The sequence below is a fragment of the Streptomyces sp. NBC_00080 genome (assembly GCF_045041255.1).
Taxonomy (GTDB): Bacteria; Actinomycetota; Actinomycetes; order Streptomycetales; family Streptomycetaceae; genus Streptomyces; species Streptomyces coriariae.
In genome coordinates this window covers 3919135-3938796 of record NZ_CP108235.1, presented here as the reverse complement: position 1 = coordinate 3938796, position 19662 = coordinate 3919135, and the positions used below count along the sequence as shown (strand labels likewise).

Here is a 19662-nt window from a genome sequence, read left to right as displayed (position 1 = left end):
TGTCCTTTCGTCAGGAGGCCGACTCGTAGGTGCCGTGGATGGAGAGGATGTCGTTGACGGCCCAGGTGAACGGCGCGGACTTGTCCCACGGGCTGGTGCCGGTCTTGAGGGTGTCGCGCAGCGAGCGGACGACTCCGCCGTTGGCCACCGCGAGGAGCCCGCTGCCCTGGTACATCAGGACGGCGGAGTCGTCGAAGGCCTCCGCGTTCAGCACGCGGCCGTCCAGCTTCCAGGCGGTGGAGACCGGTGCGGCCGGCAGCGAGAAGGTCCAGTCACCGTCGGCGGACTGGGCGGACAGGTTGGTCGTCGAACCGATCTTGAGGTAGATCCGGAAGGTGACGACGGTGCCCGTCTTCACGTACGCCCCGGCCAGCGTGCCGTTGCCGAGGGTGGGCGCCACGCCGGTCTCGCAGCGCCAGACCGGCGTGTAGTTCGTCCAGGTCGGGACCGGCTGGTACGTCACCCAGGCGGTGCCGTTCCAGCGCTGGAGCCCGGCGGGGGTGTCGCGGTACTGGCCGGTGTAACTGGCCGTGGTGACGGTGCCGGAGGGGGCGATGCCGCCCAGGGCGCTGGGGTAGGACACCCAGGCCGAGCCGTCCCAGCGCTGGAGTGCGCCGCCGGAGTCGCGGTACTGGCCCGGGTAGGCGCCGTTTCCGGTGTCGCCGTAGACGGGCAGGATGCCGCCGACCGCGACGGTGGGCGTGCGCAGGTCGGTCACGTCGGTGCTCCAGTTGATCCCGCCCTTGCCGGCGCTGATGCCGGCCCGGACGGCCACCTGGTAGACCGGCAGCGCGATCTCCGGGAGGGCGGGCACGACGGGGGTGGCCGCCGGCGTGCCCCGGACGATCTCGACGGCGGCCTTGGTGAAGCCCGAGTCGTCGTACAGGTCGTCGTAGACGCGGAGGACGACGACGTCGATCCGGCCGTAGGAGGCGTCGCCGTCGGCGAAGGTGAGGGTGATCGGCTCGGCCAGCGTGACCGGGTAGGCGCCCTGGTTGCTGTCGGCCTGGACGACGGCCCGGCCCTCGTGGACCGTGGCCGTCATGGTGCCCGCGCCGCCCTCCATCCAGAAGCCCGAGAGGCGGTACTGGCCGTCGTAGGAGCCGGGCAGGATGCCGGAGCGGACGTCCAGCGGGTTGGCCGGGGTGGTCGCGCCGAGCTGGGTCAGTCGGGTGTCCTCGCGGGTCTGGCCGGTCTCGGCCACCCATGAGCTGCGCAGGTTCATCTGCTGGTCTCCTGTGGTCTTCGGAGGCGAACTCCGGAGGTACGGGGGTGAGGTGAGGGTCCGTCAGGACACGTCAGGACCTGAGCCATTCGGCGTTGAGGTTGGTGTAGTAGCCGGAGCCGCCGAGGGTGCTGATGGTCGAGCCGGAGCTCTGCAGCCCGTAGAGCGCGAGCTTGTCGCCGGCGGCGCACCTGATCAGGGCGCTGCCGCCGACCGAGGTCGCCCCGGGGCCCGCGCCGATCAGCCAGGTGGCGCGTGCGACTCCGTTGTCGTTGAGGTAGATCCGTGCGCCGCGCGCACCCGAGGTGGACTCCGTGTACCAGGTGACGTTGCCGGCCACCCGCCACCAGCCGGCCCTCGGCACCGTGTAGGTGTTGGACCCCGACCAGCCGGCCGCGTCGTCCACGTCCGTGCTCGCCATGGTGATCTGCGTCCACGTGTTGTGGGCCACGGACTGCATGCTGGTCTGCGAGACGCTGAGCAGCAGGGTCGTGCGGCCCTCCGCGTAGCTCCAGGCCGAGCCGTTCCAGCGCTGGAGCAGACCGGCGGAGTCCTCGCGGTACTGGCCGGGGTAGCCACCGGTGGCGACGGTGCCGGCGGGGGCGATGCCGCCGATGGACTTCGGGTACGCGACCCAGGCACTGCCGTTCCAGCGCTGGAGCGGACCGGTGGGGTCCTCCTGGTACTGGCCGGCGTAGCTGCCCGCGGTCAGGGTGCCGGCCGGTGGGATCCCGCCGACGCCCTTGGGGTACGCGACCCAGGCGGTGCCGTCCCAGCGCTCCAGGACGCCGGCGTTGTCGCGGTACTGGCCGGCGTACGCGCCGCTGAAGCCGGCCGCGGGGACGATCCCGCCGAGGGCCACCGTGGCGTAGCGCAGGTTGGTGACGGCGGAGTCCCAGGCCAGTCCGCCGGAGCCGGCCGACGCCCCGGCGGGCACCAGGATCCGGTAGAGCGGCAGGGTGCTGCCGTCGGGACCGACCGGCTGCTGGGGCGTGGCCGCGGGGGTGCCCTTGACCAGGCGGACGCGTGCCACGGTGTCCGCGGTGCCGTCGTAGGTGCTGTCCTGGACGACGAGTTCGACCAGGTCGATCCGCTGGTGCGCGGGGTCGCCGTCCTCGATCGTCAGGCTCTCGGGTTCGGTCACCGCCACGGCGTAGGTGCCCTGGTTGGTCCGGCCGCCCTGGACGAAGGCGCGGCCGGTGCCGATCGTGAGGGTCATGCCCCCGGTGGCGCCGCTGAGCGCGAAGCCGCCGGGGACGATACCGCCGCGGGCCTTGAGCGGGATGTTCTCCGTGACCAGGGCGTTCGGGGTGAGGAGTCCGGACAGGGTGACCCGGGTGTCCTCCCGGGTCTGGCCGGTCTCCGTGAGCCAGGCGGCTCGCACGGTCATGGGGTCACCACTCCGCTTCTCGCCAGCGCACCGTCATCTGGGCGCCGGAGCCGTAGGTGTCGGGTCGGAAGGCCAGCTGGGCGCGGCCGGGGGCGAACGCGAAGAGTTCCTCGGGGCTGCTGTCCGCGGCGGCGGTGTGCCGGCGCGAGGCGGTGCTGTTGAGGGTGACCGTGCCGGCGGCGGTGTCGACGACGAGCTCGTCGCCCGCGGCCAGTGCGATCTCGTAGCGCAGCCGCTGCGCCGAAGTCCGGTCGGTCACCGTCGGGTTGGCGCACGGGCCGGTGAAGGTGATCACCGGATGGGTGGGTGCGGAGCCGCCGTTGTCGGCGTTGACGTCCCCGGTGGAGGCCGCCTGCCCCCAGTACAGCGGCCAGGTCAGCGGCCAGGTCAGACCGCTCTCCGGCTGCGGGGCACCGGTGACGGCACTCTGCTCGGTGACCGAGTAGCGCCGCGGGTCGGTGGCGTACCACTGCACGGACGCCCGGGAGACGCCCTGCGTGGTGTACGTCCGGTCGGCGGCCAGCACCCGCTGGCTGACCCGGGCCCGTACGGCCAGCGTCTCGCCGTGCAGCCGCACCGCGAGCCAGCGCTCCGTGTCGCCGAGCAGCAGCGCCTGGCGCAGGACACGGGTGGCGGTGAGCGAGGAGGCGGCGTCGTCCTGCGCCGGGACGGTCCACACCGTGCCGCCGACCTTGCGCGGCTTGGCGTAGCGGGCGCCCGGCCAGGCGCCGTGCGCGGTGGGGTGGTCGGCGTCGGAGGAGTCGTACTCCGGCAGGTCCTCCCAGCCGCTGAGGCCGCCGCGGTCGATCTCGTAGGAGGTGCCGGGACCCATCAGCAGTCCGGCCCACTGCATCTGCCCGTCGCGGGTGATGAGTGAGCCGGGGGCCACATCGTCTGTGTATGCGGTTGTCGTGATCTCGGCCATCGGGCCGTCACCTCACTCCTTGTGTACGGGCTTGTGGGCGAGCTGGTGCGGGCGGGGCGACTGCGCGTCCGGGTGCGTGCCCGGATGCGGGTTCGCATGCGGGTTCAGGTGCACGAGTGGGCCGCGGGTTCAGGCGCATGCGTGGGCCGCGGCCAGGAAGAGCAGGTCCTCCGCGGTGCCGCGGGCGCCCGTGCGCGCGCTCTCGTGGAACTCCTTGACCCGGTGGGGCGGCTGGGACGTCGATGCCCGGCGTCGCCGGGCGAGCACGCGCTGCCGCTCCAGGGTGGTCAGCGGCAGCACCCGGCCCGCGCCCCGGGAGGCGCCGGGGACGGCGATGCCGCCCTCCGCGAGCATCGGGATCTTGTCCAGGTGGATGCCGAACTTCTTGCCGAGGATCGAGAAACTCAGGGAGTTGAGCCCGTCGATGACCCAGTTGGCGAAGGCGATGAGTCCCTGGATCGGCCCCTTGACCACACCGGCGACGGTCTGGGTGCCGGTCGTCACGAACCTGCCCATCGCGTCGAGGGTGCGGGAGGTGGCCTCCTTGATCCGGGTGAACATCCGGGGGACGTCCCTGGTGATCCACTCCAGCGCCGGCCGCACCGCGTCCTTGAACCCCCGCCAGACCGACGACACCTTGCCGCTGAGCGCCCGGGTGTCCCCGGTGGTCAGCGCCTTCATGACGGCGAAGCCGGTACCGAGGAGCGTGCCGATGACGGTGAGCGCGGTGGTGATGACGGCCAGGTATCCGGTGACGTACGTGTTCACCGCGCTCGCGATGGCCTTGAGCAGCGGCGTCATGACGGTCAGATAGCCCTCGACGTACTTCAGTACGAGGGTGGCGAGCTGCTCCATCAGCCGTTGCCCGGTCTCGGAGTTCAGCGCGAGATCGATCAGCCAGCCGGCGACGGGCAGGAGGAGACCGGTGACGAACCCGATGGGGTTGGCGCGGGTGAGGGCGTTGATGACCAGCATCACGCCGGAGCCGATGGTCATGGCGGTGCCGAAGGCGCCCATCAGGTTGCCGAGCACGCCGGAGGCCTCGATCAGCGCACCGACGATGGCGAGGACACCGCCGAACGCGGAGTTCAGGGTGCCGAGCGACTTGCCGGCGCCCTTGGCCCGGGTGCCGGCCGACTTGATGCCGGAGGCGGCGGTGGTGGCGGTCTGTCCGGTCTTGGCGACGGAGCGGCTCGCGGCGTCGGCGCCGGTCTTGACCTGACGTACGGCGGTGGCGCCCTGGGAAGCGGCGGAACGGACGGCGTCGACGCCGGTGGCGGCGCTCCTGATCCGGCCGACCAGAGAACGCGCCGTGGCGGTGTTCTGTCCGAGCCGGGACCGGAAGGCCTGGAGTGCCGGTGCCACCCCGGCGAACAGGCCGGCCGCCCCGCCTCCCGCAGGCAGCGCGGCGGTACTCATCCGCGTGCCTTCGCCAGGAACATCAAGGCGTCGGCGGTCCGCTGCGGGCTGCTGCTCTCGGCCGCGTAGTAGTGCTCGATGTGCAGCGCGCCGCCCGCACCGCTCGTCCCGGCGTACGCCGAACCCTGTGCCGCCGCCCGCCGCAGCAGCCGGTCCAGCTTGCTCAGCGGCAGGACGGCCTCCGCCTCACCGGCCTCGGCGAGGATCGCGGGGACACCGCCGGAGCGGGGCATGACGACACCGCCGGTGGCCAGCATCGGGATCCTGGGGAGGCTGACGCCGAAGGTCTTGCCGCCGACGCCCGGGACCCAGCCCGGGATCGACACCTTGATGCCGTTGAGGGCTCCGATCGCGCGGTTGATGATGCCGATGACCGCGTTGATCGGGCCCTTCACCGCGCCCTTGATGCCGTCGAAGGCGCGGCCCGCGATGCCCTTGAGGCCGCCCCAGATGCTGGACAGCTTGTCCTTGACGGCCTTGAAGGCGTTGGGGATCGCGGACTTGACCCAGTTGACGACCGGCGAGATGACGGCCTTGATGCCCTTCCAGACGCCGGAGACGACCGTCTTGATCGCGTTCAGCGCGGTGGTGATGACCTTCTTCCAGATGGCGACGTAGGTCTTGATCACCGTGGCGACGGCCTTGACGACGGCCGAGATCGCCTTCTTGATGCCGTCCCAGACCGACTTGATCAGCTTGGCGGCGTTCTTCATGATCGGCCCGATGGCCTTCATGACCGTGCTGATCACGGACTTGATGACGCCGAAGGCGGTCTTGAGGACCTTCTGCATGGTCTTCGACTTGGTCGCCATTTCGACGACCTTCTCGATGAGCGGTGCGAGCAGGTCCATGAGCATGCCGAAGAAGTTGCCCTTCATCGACTTGTTCATCTTGTCCTGGCCCTTGGCCGCCTTGCCCGCCCCGGTTTCGTACTTGCCGAGGTTCGTGCCGGCGCTGGACCCGGTCTTCCCGGCCTTGCCGAGCGACTTCTCGGCTTGGTCGGAGGCGGTCTTGAGGTTCTTGAGCTCGCTACTGGAGCTCTGGGCGGACGACTTGAGATTTTTGAGGCCGGAGTCCGCGGTGCGAGCCTTGTCGCCGATTTCCTTGGCGGCCGCGCCGGCGGCCGTGGACTTTCCCTTGAAGTCCGCAAGAGCGCTGGAGGTTCTCTTCAGCGACTGTACGAGAGACATGTTCCCTCAATTCGTTGGTCAGGTGCCCAGGCCGTCGAGCGCGGAGGTGAGTGCGTCCACGGCGTCGCGCAATTTGCCGACGTCCTTCGTGACGGGGCCGATCCGAGGTTCCTTGGCTTCGATTCCCTTGTGGTTCTTGGGGAGCCCATCTCGGTTGTTCCGGGCGTCGCGTGTCGTGTCGCGTGCCCTTTTCAGGACATCCTCGATCTTGTCGACCCGATCCGGTAGTTTTTTGAGGGTTTTCTCGAATTCTTCCTTGAGTGTTTTTTCGTCAGCCTTTCGCTGCTTATCCGCAGCCAGGGCCGCCTTGGCCTGTGCGCTGAACAGTGCTTTCGCACGGGCCTTCGCGGTCTTGAAATCCTGGATGACGTCCTTCAGTTTCCATTCCTTGATGAAGGTGATGTCGACCTTAAGGAGCTGCATGTCAAATTTGACAAGCTGAAGCGCGGCGACGCCGCCGATGATCATCCAGCGGGTTGCTTTTATCTTTTCCTGCAACTTCTGAATTTCGGCGCTATGGGTTGCGACATCGTTCTTGAGTTTCACAGCGGCCGGATTGGTCAACTGCTCCAGATCGGTGATCCGCTGCAGAACGGGTCTGGGGTTTCCCGAGGGCGTGGACCCCAGCTCCTTCTTGATTTCCTTGATGTCGTTCTCGGCTGTTTTCAGGTCCCCGTCGAGAGTTGCGAGATCTCGATTGGCCATGCGTCCTCCCTGGACAGCAGAAAGGGCCCGGCTGCCGGAGCCGGGCCCTCTTCGGATGGGGCGGGTGTGCGGGTGTGTTCTCAGAACGTATCCGCGAGGATCAGCCATGTGGTGGCGGCCAGGCCGAGGCAGCCGGCGCACAGCGAGAGGATCTCGGTCGTTCTGAGCCGCCCCGGCAGGAGAGAGGGAAGAGTGAAGACGCTCGGTGCCGCCGGGTCGTAGAGGATCTCGGTGAGGTCGCCCTCCTGTATGCCGCGGGGCAGATGGCGGACGGCTTCGCTCGCCTCCGCCGTCACCTCGCTGCCGTCGGGCAGTGCGAAGGTCACCACGGCGTAGTAGAGCTCGTGACCGTCCTCCTCCATCGCCTCGCGGAAGCGGACCAGTTCCGCGGTCGTTCTGACTCCGCGCAACCGCAGGCGGCATCGGCTCATGACCTGGACCGCCATCAGTATGCAGAGGGTGCCGGTGGCGGCGGCGACAAAGCTGCCGCCCAGCTGCTCGATCGTCATGCCGGGACCGTACTCGCCGGGGGGGCCACAGTTCCGGCGGTCTTCAGGACCGGCCTCGACGGGGATGCCGGGAGCGCCCCGCCTCCGTCAGGGCGTCCGACCAGCCGGCCGCGTAGGCGCGGGACTCCCGGGCGAGCAGTTCCTCGTACACCCGGTCGAGCAGGGCCTCGCGGTCGGGGGGCGTGGTGTGCAGGAGGTGGGCGAGGCGGGTGTAGGTGTCGATCGGCTGCTTCGGGGAGTTGCTCGTGCCAGTCACCATGTCGGCCTGCTTTCCGGTCTGTCCGCTGGGCTGTGGTACAGGTGGCGCCTCTGGGGCGTTCGAAACGCGTGTTCGAACTAGTGTACGAGTAATCCTGTGGTGTCGTTCCGTGTTTGGCGAGGAGCATCCGTCGTTCAGCGGTCGGGACCTGCGGTAATGCCGGGTGCGGCCGAAGTGCCGCCCAGGTTCGTGGAGTAGGATCCGGCCGTTCTCCCGTCGGATACGAAAAGGTGAACAGCGGCACTCCGCAAGGGAACTGAGTGACCGCCAGACGACGGTGGACGGCGACGGGCAGCCGTCCTCGCGCGGGGGCGCGATGGGGCTCAGGGGACGAGGGCAAGGCCTACGGGGTGGACGGGGACGCGAGCAACGTGCGGCGCGAGCATGTGATCGATTGGCTCGAACAGGCCTCCGATCTGCCGCATCTCATCGCCCGCGTCTCGGAGCTGGTCCTCCTGCTCGGCCATGAACCGGACGACCTGGTGGTCCTTCCCCGCAGCGAACTCGACCGGCGGGAACTGGCCGCGTACAGCGCGGGCTGGGCCGACGTGGTCGACGAACAGCTGCCCGCGATCCGCCGCGCGTACGAGGAGCGGATCACCGCCGCCTACCTCCAGGGCCAGGAGGACGCCCGCACCGGACACCGTCCCCACCGGGCCCGACGGGCCGAGGGGGAGCACGAGCACGAGCGCGGCGGCGAGGTCATCCCGCTTCCCTATGTCGAACTGCTGCGCCCGCCCTCCGCGTGGACGCGCGTGGAGGAACGCGGCGAACGGGAACGTTCGGTGGCGGACGCAACCCCGGTGCCGTCGCCTTCCCCGGCAGCGGAGACGGACGGGAGCGCGGAGGCTCCGTACGGCGATCCGGACGCGGCCAACGTTGTCGGGCCGACGAGCCCGACCGCGCCGACGAGCGCGAGCAGCCCGGCCGGCGGGCCGCACGAGGCGGACGGGGACGTCGAGGACGAGGCCGGCGGTGCGGGCGCGGCCGGTGGGGCCGAGGTCGGCTCGGGTGCCGAGGGGGACATCCTGCTCTCCGCACGTGAGGTGCGGGGGAAGCGCGTCATGCCCTCCGACCGGCGGCCGGTGGTCCGGCGCAACGGCCGGCCGAGCGTGCCCCCACTGGCCCTGCCCGGCGAGATCGGAGCCGCCGGTCGGGAGAGGGCACGCAGGCCGGACGGCGCCGGGACCGCGGAACGGCCACCGCGGGAGCGTCCCGAACGGACTGAGCAGCCCGAGCCGCCCGAGCCGCCTGAGCGGGCTGAGCGGTCCGAGCAGACGGACGACGTCGAGCGGCCGGAACCGGTCGAGCCGGTCGACGCACCGGTCGAGCCGCAGGGCGTGCGCGACGAACCCCGGCCCCGCCTGCTTTCGGACAGAGCCAGGGCCCTCGCGGACGAACTGGAGGGTCGGGCCGGCGGCCGGCGCCGGGACGAGCAGAACGGCCCGTCGAGCTCCCACTGAAGGAGCCGACGGGCACGCCATGACCGACCGTCCGACGGGCGACCGGGAAACGGGGAAACCGGGCGGCCGGGCGGCCGGGCGACCGGGCGGATCAACCGAAGAAACGGGCCAGTTGGAACGCCGACGGCGCCTCGTCCGGCACGGGTCCCCGTGACCCGTCCGCCGTGGGAACCGACCCTGGAGCCGGCCGCCCGACGCCCCCGGAACGCTCGCCGACTCCCTCGTACTCCTCGTGCACTACGTGGTCCTTCCGCTCCTCGTACGCGTCGCCCGCGCCGTGGGTGCCGTTCTCGTCCGGTTCCGTCGGACGCGGCACCGGAGCAGGGGCGTCCGGCTGGTCCCCCTCCTCCGAGTTGACGCAGGCGAACATCCAGTTGGCGGCCGCCAGATGGTCCACGACGGCGGCCAGCAGATGGTCGGTCACCGACCACTCGGCGGCCTCGCCGTGCAGTTCGCGGTTCAGCGCGCTGTCGCGCGGCAACTGCTTGACGAGCACCGCGAGCCTCCGCGCGGAGAGGCGCTCACGGTGCCAGTCGAGCAGATCGATCCCGTAATAGCGGAGCAGGTCCGCTTCGAGGGCCTCGGCGTGTTCATCGACGAACCCGACGAGGCTCAGCCTTCCCCCAGGCCGAGCCCGGTCTCCTTGCCGTAGGCCTCCAGGATCGCTGCGATGTCCTGCATGGTGACCTCGTGCCGCTCGAAGCGGGCGAACTGCTGCTCGCCCATGAGCAGCTCGAGCAGCCCGTCCACGTCGTTGTCGTCGAGCCCGCGCAGCGCCTTCGCGGTGGCGCGGGTCAGCTCCGTGGGCAGGGTGAAGCTCTCGTCGTCCAGCTCGAACGACCAGGTACGGCCGAGGGCTTCGAGGCGCTGGGCGCGGGCGGCGTTGACGTCGAAACGGGCCATGGCGATGGGTACTCCTTGGGTCTGGGGTCGTGGGCCTTGGGCCTTGGGTGTGCGGAGAAGCGGTGTTGGTCCGGGGCGGGGCGGGTCGACCCGCCCCGCCCCGGTGGGTCAGGACGCGGCGTACGCGGCGTCCTTCATCACGAAGCTGGCCAGCGCCGAACCGTCGGCGGCGGCCATCGCCGTGTAGGTGATGCCGAGCTGGGCCGCCGACTTGCGGGCCAGCTTGATGTCGTCCGCCGCCGTGACCTGGCCGCGCGGAACACCGAAGCGGTAGGTCACCGTGGCGCCGTCGGAGGCACGGACGTCCGTGAACTCCAGGCCGAGGGCGCGCACGTCGGCGTACGGGCGGTCGGCGATCTCGTACTTGTAGACGCCGGTCGAGCCGGTGACCGCCTCGACCGCGCCGCCGCCCATGAAGAACGGCAGCGTGTCCTCGTTGAACTGCATCAGCGAGAACTTCAGGGTCAGATCGCGGTCCGAGTACACGAAGTGCACCGGGCTCACGGCCTGCCACACGTCGACCGGCTCCAGCTTGTCCTTCTTGCTGAAGGTGACGCCCTCACCGGAGGTGAAGCCGAGGTTCTTCCAACCGGTGGCCCAGTCGGTGGACGGGTCGGTGGAGAAGGTCGTCGGAACCTTGGTGTCGGCGGCGGCGACGTAGAGCCGGCCGACGCCTGCGATGCGGATCTCGGAGGAGTTGGTTCCTGCCATGGGTGGGTCTCCTTATAGAGGGGTGTGACGGGGTGTGGAGTGGTGCGGTGGTGCTGGGTGCCGTCGCCCGGTGGACAAGCGCTCCGGGTACGGCGAAGGCCCCGCCGTGTGGACGGCGGGGCCTTCGGTCGGTGGGGCGCGGAGCGGGAACCGCCCGCGCGGGGTGCGTCGGCGGAGGTCCGGCGGGTGTCTCGGTGGACGGCCCGGTGGACGGGCCGGTGGACGTCTCGGCGGATGCCTCAGTGGACGTCCAGGAACACCTTGAGCACGCCGACGTAGCGGTTTGCCGCGGAGTAGAGGTAGTCGGGCAGCCAGCGCGGGCCGTCCTGCTCCTCCACCTCGGTGATGAGGTTCGTGCCGTACCGCTTGCCGGCCGCGGCCAGCAGCGCGCGGCGGGCGGAGTTGGCCAGGACGTGCGCGGCCTGCTTGGTCGGGCCGTACACCTCCAGCTCGATCAGGGGCTGGTCGACGTGCAGCTCGCCGATCCACGCGCCGCCGCGCCGGTTGACCAGGACGGCGGCGGTCGTGCCGTCGAAGTTCGCGGGCGGTTCGACGGCGACGAGCGCCGTGGAGAGCGCCGAGTCGGCCTCCAGGATGTCGACGACCAGGGCCTCGACGTCCGGGAAGGCGCTCGGTGGGGTGGGTGTGGTCATGCCGGGTCACCTCGCCGTGAAGAAGGGGAAGTCGCCGGGCGGGCGCCGCGCGGGGGCGGGGAAGGGGAGGCGCGCGGCGCCTCGGCCCGGCGTACGGCGGCGGGTGCGGCCCACTCGGGGCTCGCGGGCACAGCTCCGCCGCTGCACCAACTGTGACAGACGAGCGTGCGCGCACGCAACTAAAACGGCGAGGGAGATGGGAAAGGAGATACGGGAGGGGCGGGAGCGCAGGCCAGGAGGGGGAGAGGGGCGGGTGGGGGAGGGGGGAGGGGGAGAGCCGGAGGGGCGTGCGAGCGCGTAAGGGGGCATGCGGGCGTGCGGCGTAAGGGGCAGTGCAGGCGTATGGGATGGGCGAGTGCCGGCGTCGGCCGAGACGCGGGCGAGCCGAGCGCCGTCGACCGGAGCCCCCGTCGGCCCACGGGTGCCCCTCGATCGGATCCGGCACGGCATCGCAACCGGTATGGCATGCAACCGGTACGGCATGCGACCGGTGCGGCATGTACCGGTGCGGCATGTACCGGTGGTTCGGCTCGGTCAGTCGGCGGTGGGTGCGGCCGCGGCCGTCTCCACCAGGACCCGCCGGTCCTCACGCACCTGCGTCACCTCGGCCTCGGCCTCGCTCGGCAGGAACTGCTCCACCACCCTGACGAACATCTCGCGCCGGTCGGCGGGCACGCCCAGCAGGTCGGCGACCTCTTCCAGCGTGGGGCGGCGGCCGAAATCCGCGCTGGGCGCGGGCGAGGCCAGGTAGTCGTGCGGGTCGGCCAGTTCCTCCGCGGTCAGCCGGCCGGAGCGGATGAGCATGTCGCGGACCGGCACCCCGAGCACGCGGGCGAGCCTGCGGGTGGTCTCCAGGTCCGGCATGCTCTGCCGCTGGAGCAGACGGGTGACCGCGGCGCGGTGCACGCCGGCCTCGTCCGCGATTCTCGACTTGCCGCCGCCGCGTGGACTGTCGATGTCGTAGCCGCGTTCGCGCATGAGGTCTTCGACCCACGCGGCGAATGCGTCCAAGCCCTGGTTGGTCATGTCTTTCTCTCTTCCTTCGGGGGTGGGCAAGAGTTTAGCTTGCTTGCGCGCGCGGAATTACGTGCTCTCGAGCAAGCACTGAGGAAAGTTTGTGCGGTTCGTGGAGATTCGGGGGACGTCGCGAGCCCCGGCCCGCCTGAATTTCGTTGCGGGCGCGCACGCAATCTGTAAGTCTGAAGGGCGTTCACCCAGTACGGCTCGTTCACGAACCCAGGGGGGTCCCATGTCCATGCCCGAAACGAGTTCCTGCCCATCAGCCCCCGGATGGCAGTCCGCGGCCGCCTGTACCGGGCTCTCCCCGCGGGTCGTCTTCTCCAAGAAGGCCAAGATCGCCGCCCCCGCGCTCCGGGCCTGCTCCGGCTGCCGCGTGCGGCGGGCCTGCGAGGAGGCGGTGGCGCCGGCCGACAACTGGTTCGACGGCGTCTGCGGCGGCCGGCTCTGGCGCTCCGGCCGCCCGGTCCCCGTACCCGCGCATCTCCTCCCGCCGGCACCGGCCGCGGCACCGGCCGTCGGCCTCGCCCACCTCCCGGCCCAGGGAGGAACCCGTGGCTGACGGCTGCCAGGACCGCCCCACCGCCCAGGCCGCCCTCTGGATCGGCACCCTTCTCCAGCAGTTCCCCGAGCTGTCCACGGAACTGGTCCCCGGCCGCACGACCCCCGCCGGGCGCCCCGCCGCGTCGCGGCCTCCCGCCGATCTCGGCGACCGCCTGCGCGAGGAGCGCGAGGAGCAGTTGCTGCTCCGGCAGCGGCACGGCCTCGTGGCGCCCGGTCACGGCGCGGCCCCGCTGCGCCTGCATGTCTCCGACGCGATCCGTGACATCACCGACGGCGTGCTCGAACTGGAGGAGGCGGTACGCGACCGGCTCGGACTGCCCCGTCCGCGCCGCGCCTCCGTGCCCGAGAGGCTGCGCCGGATCGCGTCCCTCCTCGACCGCGTGGCCGCCGACACCGTCCTGGCCACGCATGTGCGCGACGAGACCCGCCGGATGGCCCGCCGCTGCGCCCGCGCGCTGGGCGACACCGAGACCGTCGTCCGGGTCGCCGGCCGCTGCCCCTGGTGCGACTCCGTCTCCCTGCGCGCGTTCCCCGACCGCGCGGCCGTCCTCTGCGTCAATCCGGCCTGCCGCTGCCCGGAACCGGACTGCGGCTGCCACGACGACCCGGCCTACCGGCACACCTGGGACGAGGGGGAGTGGGCGCGCGCATGAGCACAGCCGACCGACACACAGCCGACCGACACACCGCGGATCGACGCACCCCCGACCGGCGCACCGCCGGGCGACCGACCCTGATTCCCGGTCCTCTCGCGGCCCAGGAGGTCGGTGTGGCCCCCGCCACCATTCGCAAGTGGGTCCAGCTGGGGCATCTCGAACCGGCCGGCAAGGCGGGGCGGGCCCAGCTCTTCCGGCTGGAGGACGTGTTCGCCGCCGAACGCGCCACCCGCCGGGCCCGGTGACCTCCGGCCCTTCACCGCACCGGGGCACTGCACGGGTCATCGCACGGATCACCGCACCGGGACTACGGAATGCCCAACTCGAAGATCACGTAGTGCGCGTACCACCCCGACGCGAGGGCCGCCGTCCCGAAGAACACCGCCAGGCTCGGCCACTTCAGCCGGCTCAGTGCCGCCGCCGGGGCCAGCAGCAGCGGGAAGACCGGCAGCAGGTAGCGCCCCGTGTTGCCGAACATCTGCTGGGTGCCCAGCACGGTGATCACGCTCGCCAGGGTGTACGCGACCAGCACCAGCGGCGGCTTCTTTCGGAGCATCAGCGCGATCAGGAAGGGCAGCGCCAGCACCAGTTGGACACCGAGGAGGTCGGGGACCGAGAACGCGAACAGGTAGTTGTGGCGACCGATCGCCGTGTTGCCCAGCACGTCGAGGGTGTAGGAGCCGAAGTCGAAGTAGTGCGCCCAGCCCTCCCGCTGGAGCGTGAAGTACGCGGTGAGGTCGCCCATGCCGAGGCCGACCCAGGTGACGTAGGTGAGCAGGCCGAGCGGCGCGGCGAACATCGCGTACAGGGGCCCCGAGATCCCGTGCTCGCGCCTGCTCTCCCGCCGGGCCAGGGCGACGATCGCGGCCAGTCCGACCGCGCCGATGAGCGCGGCGGAGGTCGGACGGTTGAGCCCGGCCACGAAGGCGAGCAACCCCGCCGCGACCCACCGCCGCTTCATCACGCAGTAGCAGCACCAGGCGGCGATCGCGACGAAGAGCGACTCCGAGTAGACCGCCCATTCCACGCCCGCGCCGGGTGCCACCGCCCACAGCCCGGCCGCGATCGTGCCCGCCCGCACCCCGGCGAGCGTCGAGACCACGGCGTAGATGCCGGCGGCCGCGACGAAGGAGGCGAGTACCGAGACCAGGATCCCGGAGCCGTACAGCCCCAGCCCGGTGATCTCGGAGACGCCCCGGATCAGGCCCGGGTAGAGCGGGAAGAAGGCGACCGAGTTCTGCTTGACGGTGAACAGCCCGCCCGGGGCGAGCTGCTCCAGCGGGCGGGGGTCGTACCCCTTCTCGGCGACCTGGAGGTACCACCAGCCGTCCCAGGTGGCCAGGACGTCCCACCAGTGGGCGCCGCCGCCGAAACGCGGGTTCTTCTTCTGGTATTCGTCGGCCGACTCCAGCAGCCAGGCGAACACGGTCAGGCCGACGAGCTTCGTGACGCCGTAGAGGAGCAGCGGAGCGAGGTACGGTCGTACACCGTCCGGCAGAGTGAGGCGGCGCAGTCTCGGCGAGCGCTCCACCGGCCCGTCGGGCACGGCGGGGTCCGTCGCCGTGTCGTTGGAAGCCGTGCTCATCGCTGGGGTCCCCCCTCGGCCGATCGCCGGACACCAGGGGCGGCACGGTTGTCCGGATGATCGTGAAGTGTGGTCATAAGAGTGTGGTCATAAGATCGCAACAGAGTCGCACATGTGCGCCACAGGTTGGGGGAGGACGGGTGACCGAAGCGCCGAACACCACGGCCACGGCGACCGTCTTGTCGGTCGTCATACCCATGTACAACGAGGAAGAGGTTCTTCCCGCGCTGGTCAGCCGGTTGCGCCCGGTCCTGGCGGATCTCGGCGTCGGCTACGAGGTGGTCGCGGTCGACGACGGCAGCACCGACCGCACGGCCGAGCTGCTGGCCGCCTTCCGGCTCGGCTGGCCGGAACTGCGGGTCATCGGCCTGCGCCGCAACTCCGGCCACCAGGCCGCCCTCACCGCGGGCCTGGACCGGGCACACGGCGCGTACGTCGTCAGTATCGACGCCGACCTCCAGGACCCGCCCGAGAAGATTCCCGAGATGCTCGCGCTGGCCCGCACCGAGGGCCTCGACATCGTCTACGGCATCCGTGCCGACCGGGCCAGCGACACCGGCTTCAAGCGGTGGACGGCGGGCCTGTACTACCGGCTCGTCCGCCGGCTCGCCGGGCCGTCGGTGCCGGCCCAGGCCGGTGACTTCCGGCTGCTGAGCCGGGCCGCGGTGGACGCCCTGAAGGCCCTGCCGGACCAGCAGCGGGTCTACCGCCTCCTGGTGCCCTGGCTGGGTTTCCCCAGCGGCGAGGTCCGCTACGAGCGGGCCCCGCGGCCGGCGGGCCAGAGCAAGTACCCCCTCGGCCGGATGATCCGGCTGGCCGTCGACAGCGTCACGGGCTTCTCGGCGGCGCCCCTGCGCATCGCCACCTGGCTGGGCGGCTTCGCGTTCCTGGTCTGCCTGGCCCTGATGATCTACACCCTGAGCGCCCACGCCTTCCAGCACACGGTCCCCGGCTGGACGTCCCTCTTCATCGGCGTGCTGTTCATCGGCGCGGTCCAACTGGTCTGCGTGGGTCTGCTGGGGGAGTACGTCGGCCGCATCTACACGGCCGTGCAGAACCGTCCGACGTACTTCATCGGTCACGACACGGGGGCGGACGCCGCGAAGGGGCCGTTCCGGGCCGGCGGCGACCCGACCGTGCCGTCCCCGGCGTCGCCTCCGGGAGGTTCCGCGGACCCTGCGGCGCCGGTATCACAGGGGCTGGGGCGGCGCTCGTAGACGTCCGGCGTGTCGGGGGCGGGGTTTCTGTTTTGACCGGAGTGAATGCGCTAGGTACGCTCAGACCTTGTGCCTGGGGTGTGCCCTGGCCCTCGTGCGTGTCTTCAACCGCACACGGGGCCTAGCTAGCGGCCACCGTGATCTGCGCCTCTTCCTGCCTCGCGGCGGAAGTCCGCCGGATCCGACACACCCGACCGCGTGGGTCGGCGAAGTTCCAGGTTAGCTTCACCATTCGGCACACAGAAACCGGAGAAGTAGTGCCTACGATCCAGCAGCTGGTCCGGAAGGGCCGGCAGGACAAGGTCGAGAAGAACAAGACGCCCGCACTCGAGGGTTCGCCCCAGCGTCGCGGCGTCTGCACGCGTGTGTTCACGACCACCCCGAAGAAGCCGAACTCGGCCCTGCGTAAGGTCGCGCGTGTGCGTCTGACCAGCGGTATCGAGGTCACTGCTTACATTCCGGGTGAGGGACACAACCTGCAGGAGCACTCCATCGTGCTCGTGCGTGGTGGCCGTGTGAAGGACCTGCCCGGTGTTCGCTACAAGATCATCCGCGGTTCGCTTGACACCCAGGGTGTCAAGAACCGCAAGCAGGCCCGCAGCCGCTACGGCGCCAAGAAGGAGAAGTAAACAATGCCTCGTAAGGGCCCTGCCCCGAAGCGCCCGGTCATCATCGACCCGGTCTACGGTTCTCCTCTTGTCACGTCGCTCATCAACAAGGTGCTGCTGAACGGCAAGCGCTCCACCGCCGAGCGCATCGTCTACGGCGCCATGGAGGGCCTGCGCGAGAAGACCGGCAACGACCCGGTCATCACGCTGAAGCGCGCTCTCGAGAACATCAAGCCGACCATCGAGGTCAAGTCCCGCCGTGTCGGTGGCGCGACCTACCAGGTCCCGATCGAGGTCAAGCCGGGTCGCGCGAGCACCCTGGCGCTGCGCTGGCTCGTCGGTTACTCCCGCGCCCGTCGCGAGAAGACCATGACCGAGCGCCTCCTCAACGAGCTTCTCGACGCGTCCAACGGCCTCGGCGCCGCTGTGAAGAAGCGCGAGGACACCCACAAGATGGCCGAGTCCAACAAGGCCTTCGCGCACTACCGCTGGTAGTCGCTACCCACATCGAGACCGAGAGAAGACGAAAGCCTTATGGCTACCACTTCACTTGACCTGGCCAAGGTCCGCAACATCGGGATCATGGCCCACATCGACGCGGGCAAGACGACCACCACCGAGCGGATCCTGTTCTACACCGGCGTCTCCTACAAGATCGGTGAGGTCCACGACGGCGCCGCCACGATGGACTGGATGGAGCAGGAGCAGGAGCGTGGCATCACGATCACCTCTGCTGCCACCACCTGTCACTGGCCGCTTGCCGATGTCGACCACACCATCAACATCATCGACACCCCGGGCCACGTCGACTTCACCGTCGAGGTGGAGCGTTCGCTGCGCGTGCTCGACGGTGCCGTGACGGTGTTCGACGGCGTCGCGGGTGTCGAGCCCCAGTCCGAGACCGTTTGGCGTCAGGCGGACCGCTACGGCGTCCCGCGCATCTGCTTCGTCAACAAGCTCGACCGGACCGGTGCCGAGTTCCACCGTTGCGTCGACATGATCAGCAGCCGCCTCGGCGCGCAGCCGATCGTCATGCAGCTGCCGATCGGTGCCGAGGCCGACTTCAAGGGCGTCGTCGACCTGGTCACGATGAAGGCCTTCGTGTGGTCCGCCGAGGCGGAGAAGGGCGAGATGTACGACGTCGTCGACATCCCGGCCACCCACACCGAGGCTGCCGAGGAGTACCGCGGCAAGCTCGTCGAGACCGTCGCCGAGAACGACGACGAGATCATGGAGCTGTACCTGGAGGGCCAGGAGCCTTCCGTGGAGCAGCTGTACGCCGCGATCCGTCGCATCACCATCGCGTCCGGCAAGTCCAACGACACCACGGTCACCCCGGTGTTCTGTGGCACCGCGTTCAAGAACAAGGGCGTTCAGCCCCTGCTCGACGCGGTCGTGCGCTACCTCCCCTCCCCCCTGGACGTCGAGGCCATCGAGGGCCACGACGTCAAGGACCCGGAGGAGATCGTCAAGCGCAAGCCGTCCGACGACGAGCCGCTGTCGGCGCTGGCGTTCAAGATCATGAGCGACCCGCACCTCGGCAAGCTCACCTTCGTCCGGGTTTACTCGGGCCGCCTGGAGTCCGGCACCGCCGTGCTGAACTCCGTCAAGGGCAAGAAGGAGCGCATCGGCAAGATCTACCGCATGCACGCGAACAAGCGTGAGGAGATCGCGTCGGTCGGCGCCGGCGACATCGTCGCCGTCATGGGTCTGAAGCAGACCACGACCGGCGAGACGCTGTGCGACGACAAGCAGCCCGTGATCCTGGAGTCCATGGACTTCCCGGCTCCGGTCATCCAGGTCGCCATCGAGCCCAAGTCGAAGGGCGACCAGGAGAAGCTGGGCATCGCGATCCAGCGCCTGGCCGAAGAGGACCCGTCGTTCCAGGTCCACTCGGACGAGGAGACCGGCCAGACCATCATCGGTGGCATGGGCGAGCTGCACCTCGAGGTGCTGGTCGACCGTATGCGCCGTGAGTTCAAGGTCGAGGCCAACGTCGGCAAGCCGCAGGTCGCCTACCGCGAGACCATTCGCAAGGCGGTCGACCGGGTCGACTACACGCACAAGAAGCAGACTGGCGGTACCGGCCAGTTCGCGAAGGTGCAGATCGCGATCGAGCCGATCGAGGGCGGCGACGCCTCGTACGAGTTCGTGAACAAGGTGACCGGTGGTCGTATCCCGAAGGAGTACATCCCTTCGGTCGACGCCGGTGCGCAGGAGGCCATGCAGTTCGGCATCCTCGCCGGTTACGAGATGACCGGTGTGCGCGTGATCCTGCTCGACGGTGGCTACCACGAGGTGGACTCCTCCGAGCTCGCGTTCAAGATCGCCGGTTCGCAGGCCTTCAAGGAGGCCGCGCGCAAGGCCAGCCCCGTGCTGCTCGAGCCGATGATGGCCGTCGAGGTCACCACGCCCGAGGACTACATGGGCGAGGTCATCGGCGACATCAACTCCCGCCGTGGTCAGATCCAGGCCATGGAGGAGCGGGCCGGTGCCCGCGTCGTCAAGGGCCTGGTGCCCCTGTCGGAGATGTTCGGCTACGTCGGCGACCTCCGCAGCAAGACGTCGGGTCGCGCAAGCTACTCGATGCAGTTCGACTCCTACGCCGAGGTTCCGCGGAACGTCGCCGAGGAGATCATCGCGAAGGCCAAGGGCGAGTAACA

At 70.0% G+C, this 19662-nt stretch carries 22 protein-coding genes; 8 read left to right on the top strand and 14 right to left on the bottom strand.

Features of this window, described 5'->3' with window-relative positions; translation table 11 throughout:
* Positions 1-10: 10 nt before the first annotated feature.
* From OHU34_RS17390 to OHU34_RS17355, 8 genes are all read right to left on the bottom strand, one after another.
* Entirely contained in the window at positions 11-1225 is a 1215-nt protein-coding gene (locus OHU34_RS17390) for a hypothetical protein (RefSeq protein ID WP_142265726.1), read from the bottom strand.
* Between the two features lie 73 nt (positions 1226-1298).
* Complete coding sequence (locus OHU34_RS17385; protein WP_142265727.1) at positions 1299-2615, bottom strand: hypothetical protein; 1317 nt, start codon at positions 2613-2615, stop codon at positions 1299-1301.
* Positions 2616-2619: 4 nt separating this feature from the next.
* On the bottom strand, positions 2620-3540 hold the full coding sequence (locus OHU34_RS17380; protein ID WP_142265728.1) for a phage distal tail protein: 921 nt from the start codon (positions 3538-3540) through the stop codon (positions 2620-2622).
* Positions 3541-3669: 129 nt separating this feature from the next.
* The gene (locus OHU34_RS17375; protein ID WP_405767078.1) at positions 3670-4959 is read right to left on the bottom strand and encodes a tape-measure protein; all 1290 of its coding nucleotides are present in this window, start codon (positions 4957-4959) and stop codon (positions 3670-3672) included.
* The gene (locus OHU34_RS17370) at positions 4956-6149 is read right to left on the bottom strand and encodes a phage tail protein (RefSeq protein WP_142265730.1); all 1194 of its coding nucleotides are present in this window, start codon (positions 6147-6149) and stop codon (positions 4956-4958) included. Before OHU34_RS17370 ends, OHU34_RS17375 begins: the two co-directional genes overlap by 4 nt.
* 18 nt (positions 6150-6167) lie before the next feature.
* On the bottom strand, positions 6168-6854 hold the full coding sequence (locus OHU34_RS17365) for a hypothetical protein (protein WP_142265731.1): 687 nt from the start codon (positions 6852-6854) through the stop codon (positions 6168-6170).
* An 80-nt stretch (positions 6855-6934) separates the two neighbouring features.
* Positions 6935-7363 carry a DUF3592 domain-containing protein gene (locus OHU34_RS17360; protein WP_230194901.1) on the bottom strand — a complete coding sequence of 143 codons (429 nt, stop codon included), beginning with the start codon at positions 7361-7363 and terminating at the stop codon, positions 6935-6937.
* 43 nt (positions 7364-7406) lie between these two features.
* A complete protein-coding gene (locus OHU34_RS17355; RefSeq protein ID WP_054238772.1) occupies positions 7407-7622 on the bottom strand; it encodes a hypothetical protein in 216 nt (71 codons plus the stop codon).
* A gap of 260 nt (positions 7623-7882) precedes the next feature.
* On the opposite strand from OHU34_RS17355, the gene OHU34_RS17350 reads away from it, so the two are divergent.
* Positions 7883-9085 carry a hypothetical protein gene (locus tag OHU34_RS17350; protein WP_405767075.1) on the top strand — a complete coding sequence of 401 codons (1203 nt, stop codon included), beginning with the start codon at positions 7883-7885 and terminating at the stop codon, positions 9083-9085.
* A 91-nt stretch (positions 9086-9176) separates the two neighbouring features.
* Here the strand turns inward: OHU34_RS17350 and OHU34_RS17345 are convergent, their stop codons facing one another.
* From OHU34_RS17345 to OHU34_RS17325, 5 genes are all read right to left on the bottom strand, one after another.
* Positions 9177-9581, bottom strand: a complete 405-nt coding sequence (locus tag OHU34_RS17345) for a hypothetical protein (RefSeq protein WP_405767073.1) — start codon at positions 9579-9581, stop codon at positions 9177-9179.
* A 116-nt stretch (positions 9582-9697) separates the two neighbouring features.
* The gene (locus tag OHU34_RS17340; protein WP_142265734.1) at positions 9698-9988 is read right to left on the bottom strand and encodes a hypothetical protein; all 291 of its coding nucleotides are present in this window, start codon (positions 9986-9988) and stop codon (positions 9698-9700) included.
* A gap of 108 nt (positions 9989-10096) precedes the next feature.
* Entirely contained in the window at positions 10097-10699 is a 603-nt protein-coding gene (locus OHU34_RS17335; protein WP_020132649.1) for a hypothetical protein, read from the bottom strand.
* A gap of 239 nt (positions 10700-10938) precedes the next feature.
* Entirely contained in the window at positions 10939-11352 is a 414-nt protein-coding gene (locus OHU34_RS17330) for a hypothetical protein (RefSeq protein WP_142265735.1), read from the bottom strand.
* Between the two features lie 534 nt (positions 11353-11886).
* Positions 11887-12378 (bottom strand): helix-turn-helix transcriptional regulator, encoded by a 492-nt coding sequence (locus tag OHU34_RS17325; protein ID WP_020132647.1) that lies wholly within the window; start codon positions 12376-12378, stop codon positions 11887-11889.
* Positions 12379-12601: 223 nt separating this feature from the next.
* Here OHU34_RS17325 and OHU34_RS17320 point away from each other — a divergent pair, with 223 nt between their 5' ends.
* The 3 genes from OHU34_RS17320 to OHU34_RS17310 all read left to right on the top strand — a co-directional run bounded on the left by OHU34_RS17320 (position 12602) and on the right by OHU34_RS17310 (position 13834).
* Positions 12602-12931 (top strand): WhiB family transcriptional regulator, encoded by a 330-nt coding sequence (locus tag OHU34_RS17320; protein ID WP_230194899.1) that lies wholly within the window; start codon positions 12602-12604, stop codon positions 12929-12931.
* A complete protein-coding gene (locus OHU34_RS17315; RefSeq protein WP_142265736.1) occupies positions 12924-13586 on the top strand; it encodes a hypothetical protein in 663 nt (220 codons plus the stop codon). The genes OHU34_RS17320 and OHU34_RS17315 overlap by 8 nt, the downstream gene beginning before the upstream one ends.
* 116 nt (positions 13587-13702) lie before the next feature.
* Positions 13703-13834: a hypothetical protein gene (locus OHU34_RS17310; RefSeq protein WP_268267474.1), complete on the top strand. Its 132-nt coding sequence runs from the start codon at positions 13703-13705 to the stop codon at positions 13832-13834.
* Between the two features lie 62 nt (positions 13835-13896).
* Here the strand turns inward: OHU34_RS17310 and OHU34_RS17305 are convergent, their stop codons facing one another.
* On the bottom strand, positions 13897-15174 hold the full coding sequence (locus tag OHU34_RS17305; RefSeq protein WP_405767071.1) for a hypothetical protein: 1278 nt from the start codon (positions 15172-15174) through the stop codon (positions 13897-13899).
* 140 nt (positions 15175-15314) lie between these two features.
* Between OHU34_RS17305 and OHU34_RS17300 the strand changes: the two genes are divergently transcribed.
* From OHU34_RS17300 to fusA, 4 genes are all read left to right on the top strand, one after another.
* On the top strand, positions 15315-16391 hold the full coding sequence (locus tag OHU34_RS17300) for a glycosyltransferase family 2 protein (RefSeq protein ID WP_142265739.1): 1077 nt from the start codon (positions 15315-15317) through the stop codon (positions 16389-16391).
* Between the two features lie 257 nt (positions 16392-16648).
* Positions 16649-17020 carry a 30S ribosomal protein S12 gene (gene rpsL, locus OHU34_RS17295; RefSeq protein ID WP_003948652.1) on the top strand — a complete coding sequence of 124 codons (372 nt, stop codon included), beginning with the start codon at positions 16649-16651 and terminating at the stop codon, positions 17018-17020.
* 3 nt (positions 17021-17023) lie between these two features.
* Complete coding sequence (gene rpsG, locus OHU34_RS17290; RefSeq protein WP_020132641.1) at positions 17024-17494, top strand: 30S ribosomal protein S7; 471 nt, start codon at positions 17024-17026, stop codon at positions 17492-17494.
* Positions 17495-17533: 39 nt separating this feature from the next.
* The gene (gene fusA, locus OHU34_RS17285; protein WP_020132640.1) at positions 17534-19660 is read left to right on the top strand and encodes an elongation factor G; all 2127 of its coding nucleotides are present in this window, start codon (positions 17534-17536) and stop codon (positions 19658-19660) included.
* Positions 19661-19662: the final 2 nt, after the last annotated feature.

Bases quoted from the DNA above. Each gene is read 5' to 3' on its own strand.
- OHU34_RS17390 (WP_142265726.1), bottom strand. From the start codon at position 1,225: ATGAACCTGCGCAGCTCATGGGTGGCCGAGACCGGCCAGACCCGCGAG.
- OHU34_RS17385 (WP_142265727.1), bottom strand. From the start codon at position 2,615: ATGACCGTGCGAGCCGCCTGGCTCACGGAGACCGGCCAGACCCGGGAG.
- OHU34_RS17380 (WP_142265728.1), bottom strand. From the start codon at position 3,540: ATGGCCGAGATCACGACAACCGCATACACAGACGATGTGGCCCCCGGC.
- OHU34_RS17375 (WP_405767078.1), bottom strand. From the start codon at position 4,959: ATGAGTACCGCCGCGCTGCCTGCGGGAGGCGGGGCGGCCGGCCTGTTC.
- OHU34_RS17370 (WP_142265730.1), bottom strand. From the start codon at position 6,149: ATGTCTCTCGTACAGTCGCTGAAGAGAACCTCCAGCGCTCTTGCGGAC.
- OHU34_RS17365 (WP_142265731.1), bottom strand. From the start codon at position 6,854: ATGGCCAATCGAGATCTCGCAACTCTCGACGGGGACCTGAAAACAGCC.
- OHU34_RS17360 (WP_230194901.1), bottom strand. From the start codon at position 7,363: ATGACGATCGAGCAGCTGGGCGGCAGCTTTGTCGCCGCCGCCACCGGC.
- OHU34_RS17355 (WP_054238772.1), bottom strand. From the start codon at position 7,622: ATGGTGACTGGCACGAGCAACTCCCCGAAGCAGCCGATCGACACCTAC.
- OHU34_RS17340 (WP_142265734.1), bottom strand. From the start codon at position 9,988: ATGGCCCGTTTCGACGTCAACGCCGCCCGCGCCCAGCGCCTCGAAGCC.
- OHU34_RS17335 (WP_020132649.1), bottom strand. From the start codon at position 10,699: ATGGCAGGAACCAACTCCTCCGAGATCCGCATCGCAGGCGTCGGCCGG.
- OHU34_RS17330 (WP_142265735.1), bottom strand. From the start codon at position 11,352: ATGACCACACCCACCCCACCGAGCGCCTTCCCGGACGTCGAGGCCCTG.
- OHU34_RS17325 (WP_020132647.1), bottom strand. From the start codon at position 12,378: ATGACCAACCAGGGCTTGGACGCATTCGCCGCGTGGGTCGAAGACCTC.
- OHU34_RS17320 (WP_230194899.1), top strand. From the start codon at position 12,602: ATGTCCATGCCCGAAACGAGTTCCTGCCCATCAGCCCCCGGATGGCAG.
- OHU34_RS17305 (WP_405767071.1), bottom strand. From the start codon at position 15,174: ATGAGCACGGCTTCCAACGACACGGCGACGGACCCCGCCGTGCCCGAC.
- rpsG (WP_020132641.1), top strand. From the start codon at position 17,024: ATGCCTCGTAAGGGCCCTGCCCCGAAGCGCCCGGTCATCATCGACCCG.
- fusA (WP_020132640.1), top strand. From the start codon at position 17,534: ATGGCTACCACTTCACTTGACCTGGCCAAGGTCCGCAACATCGGGATC.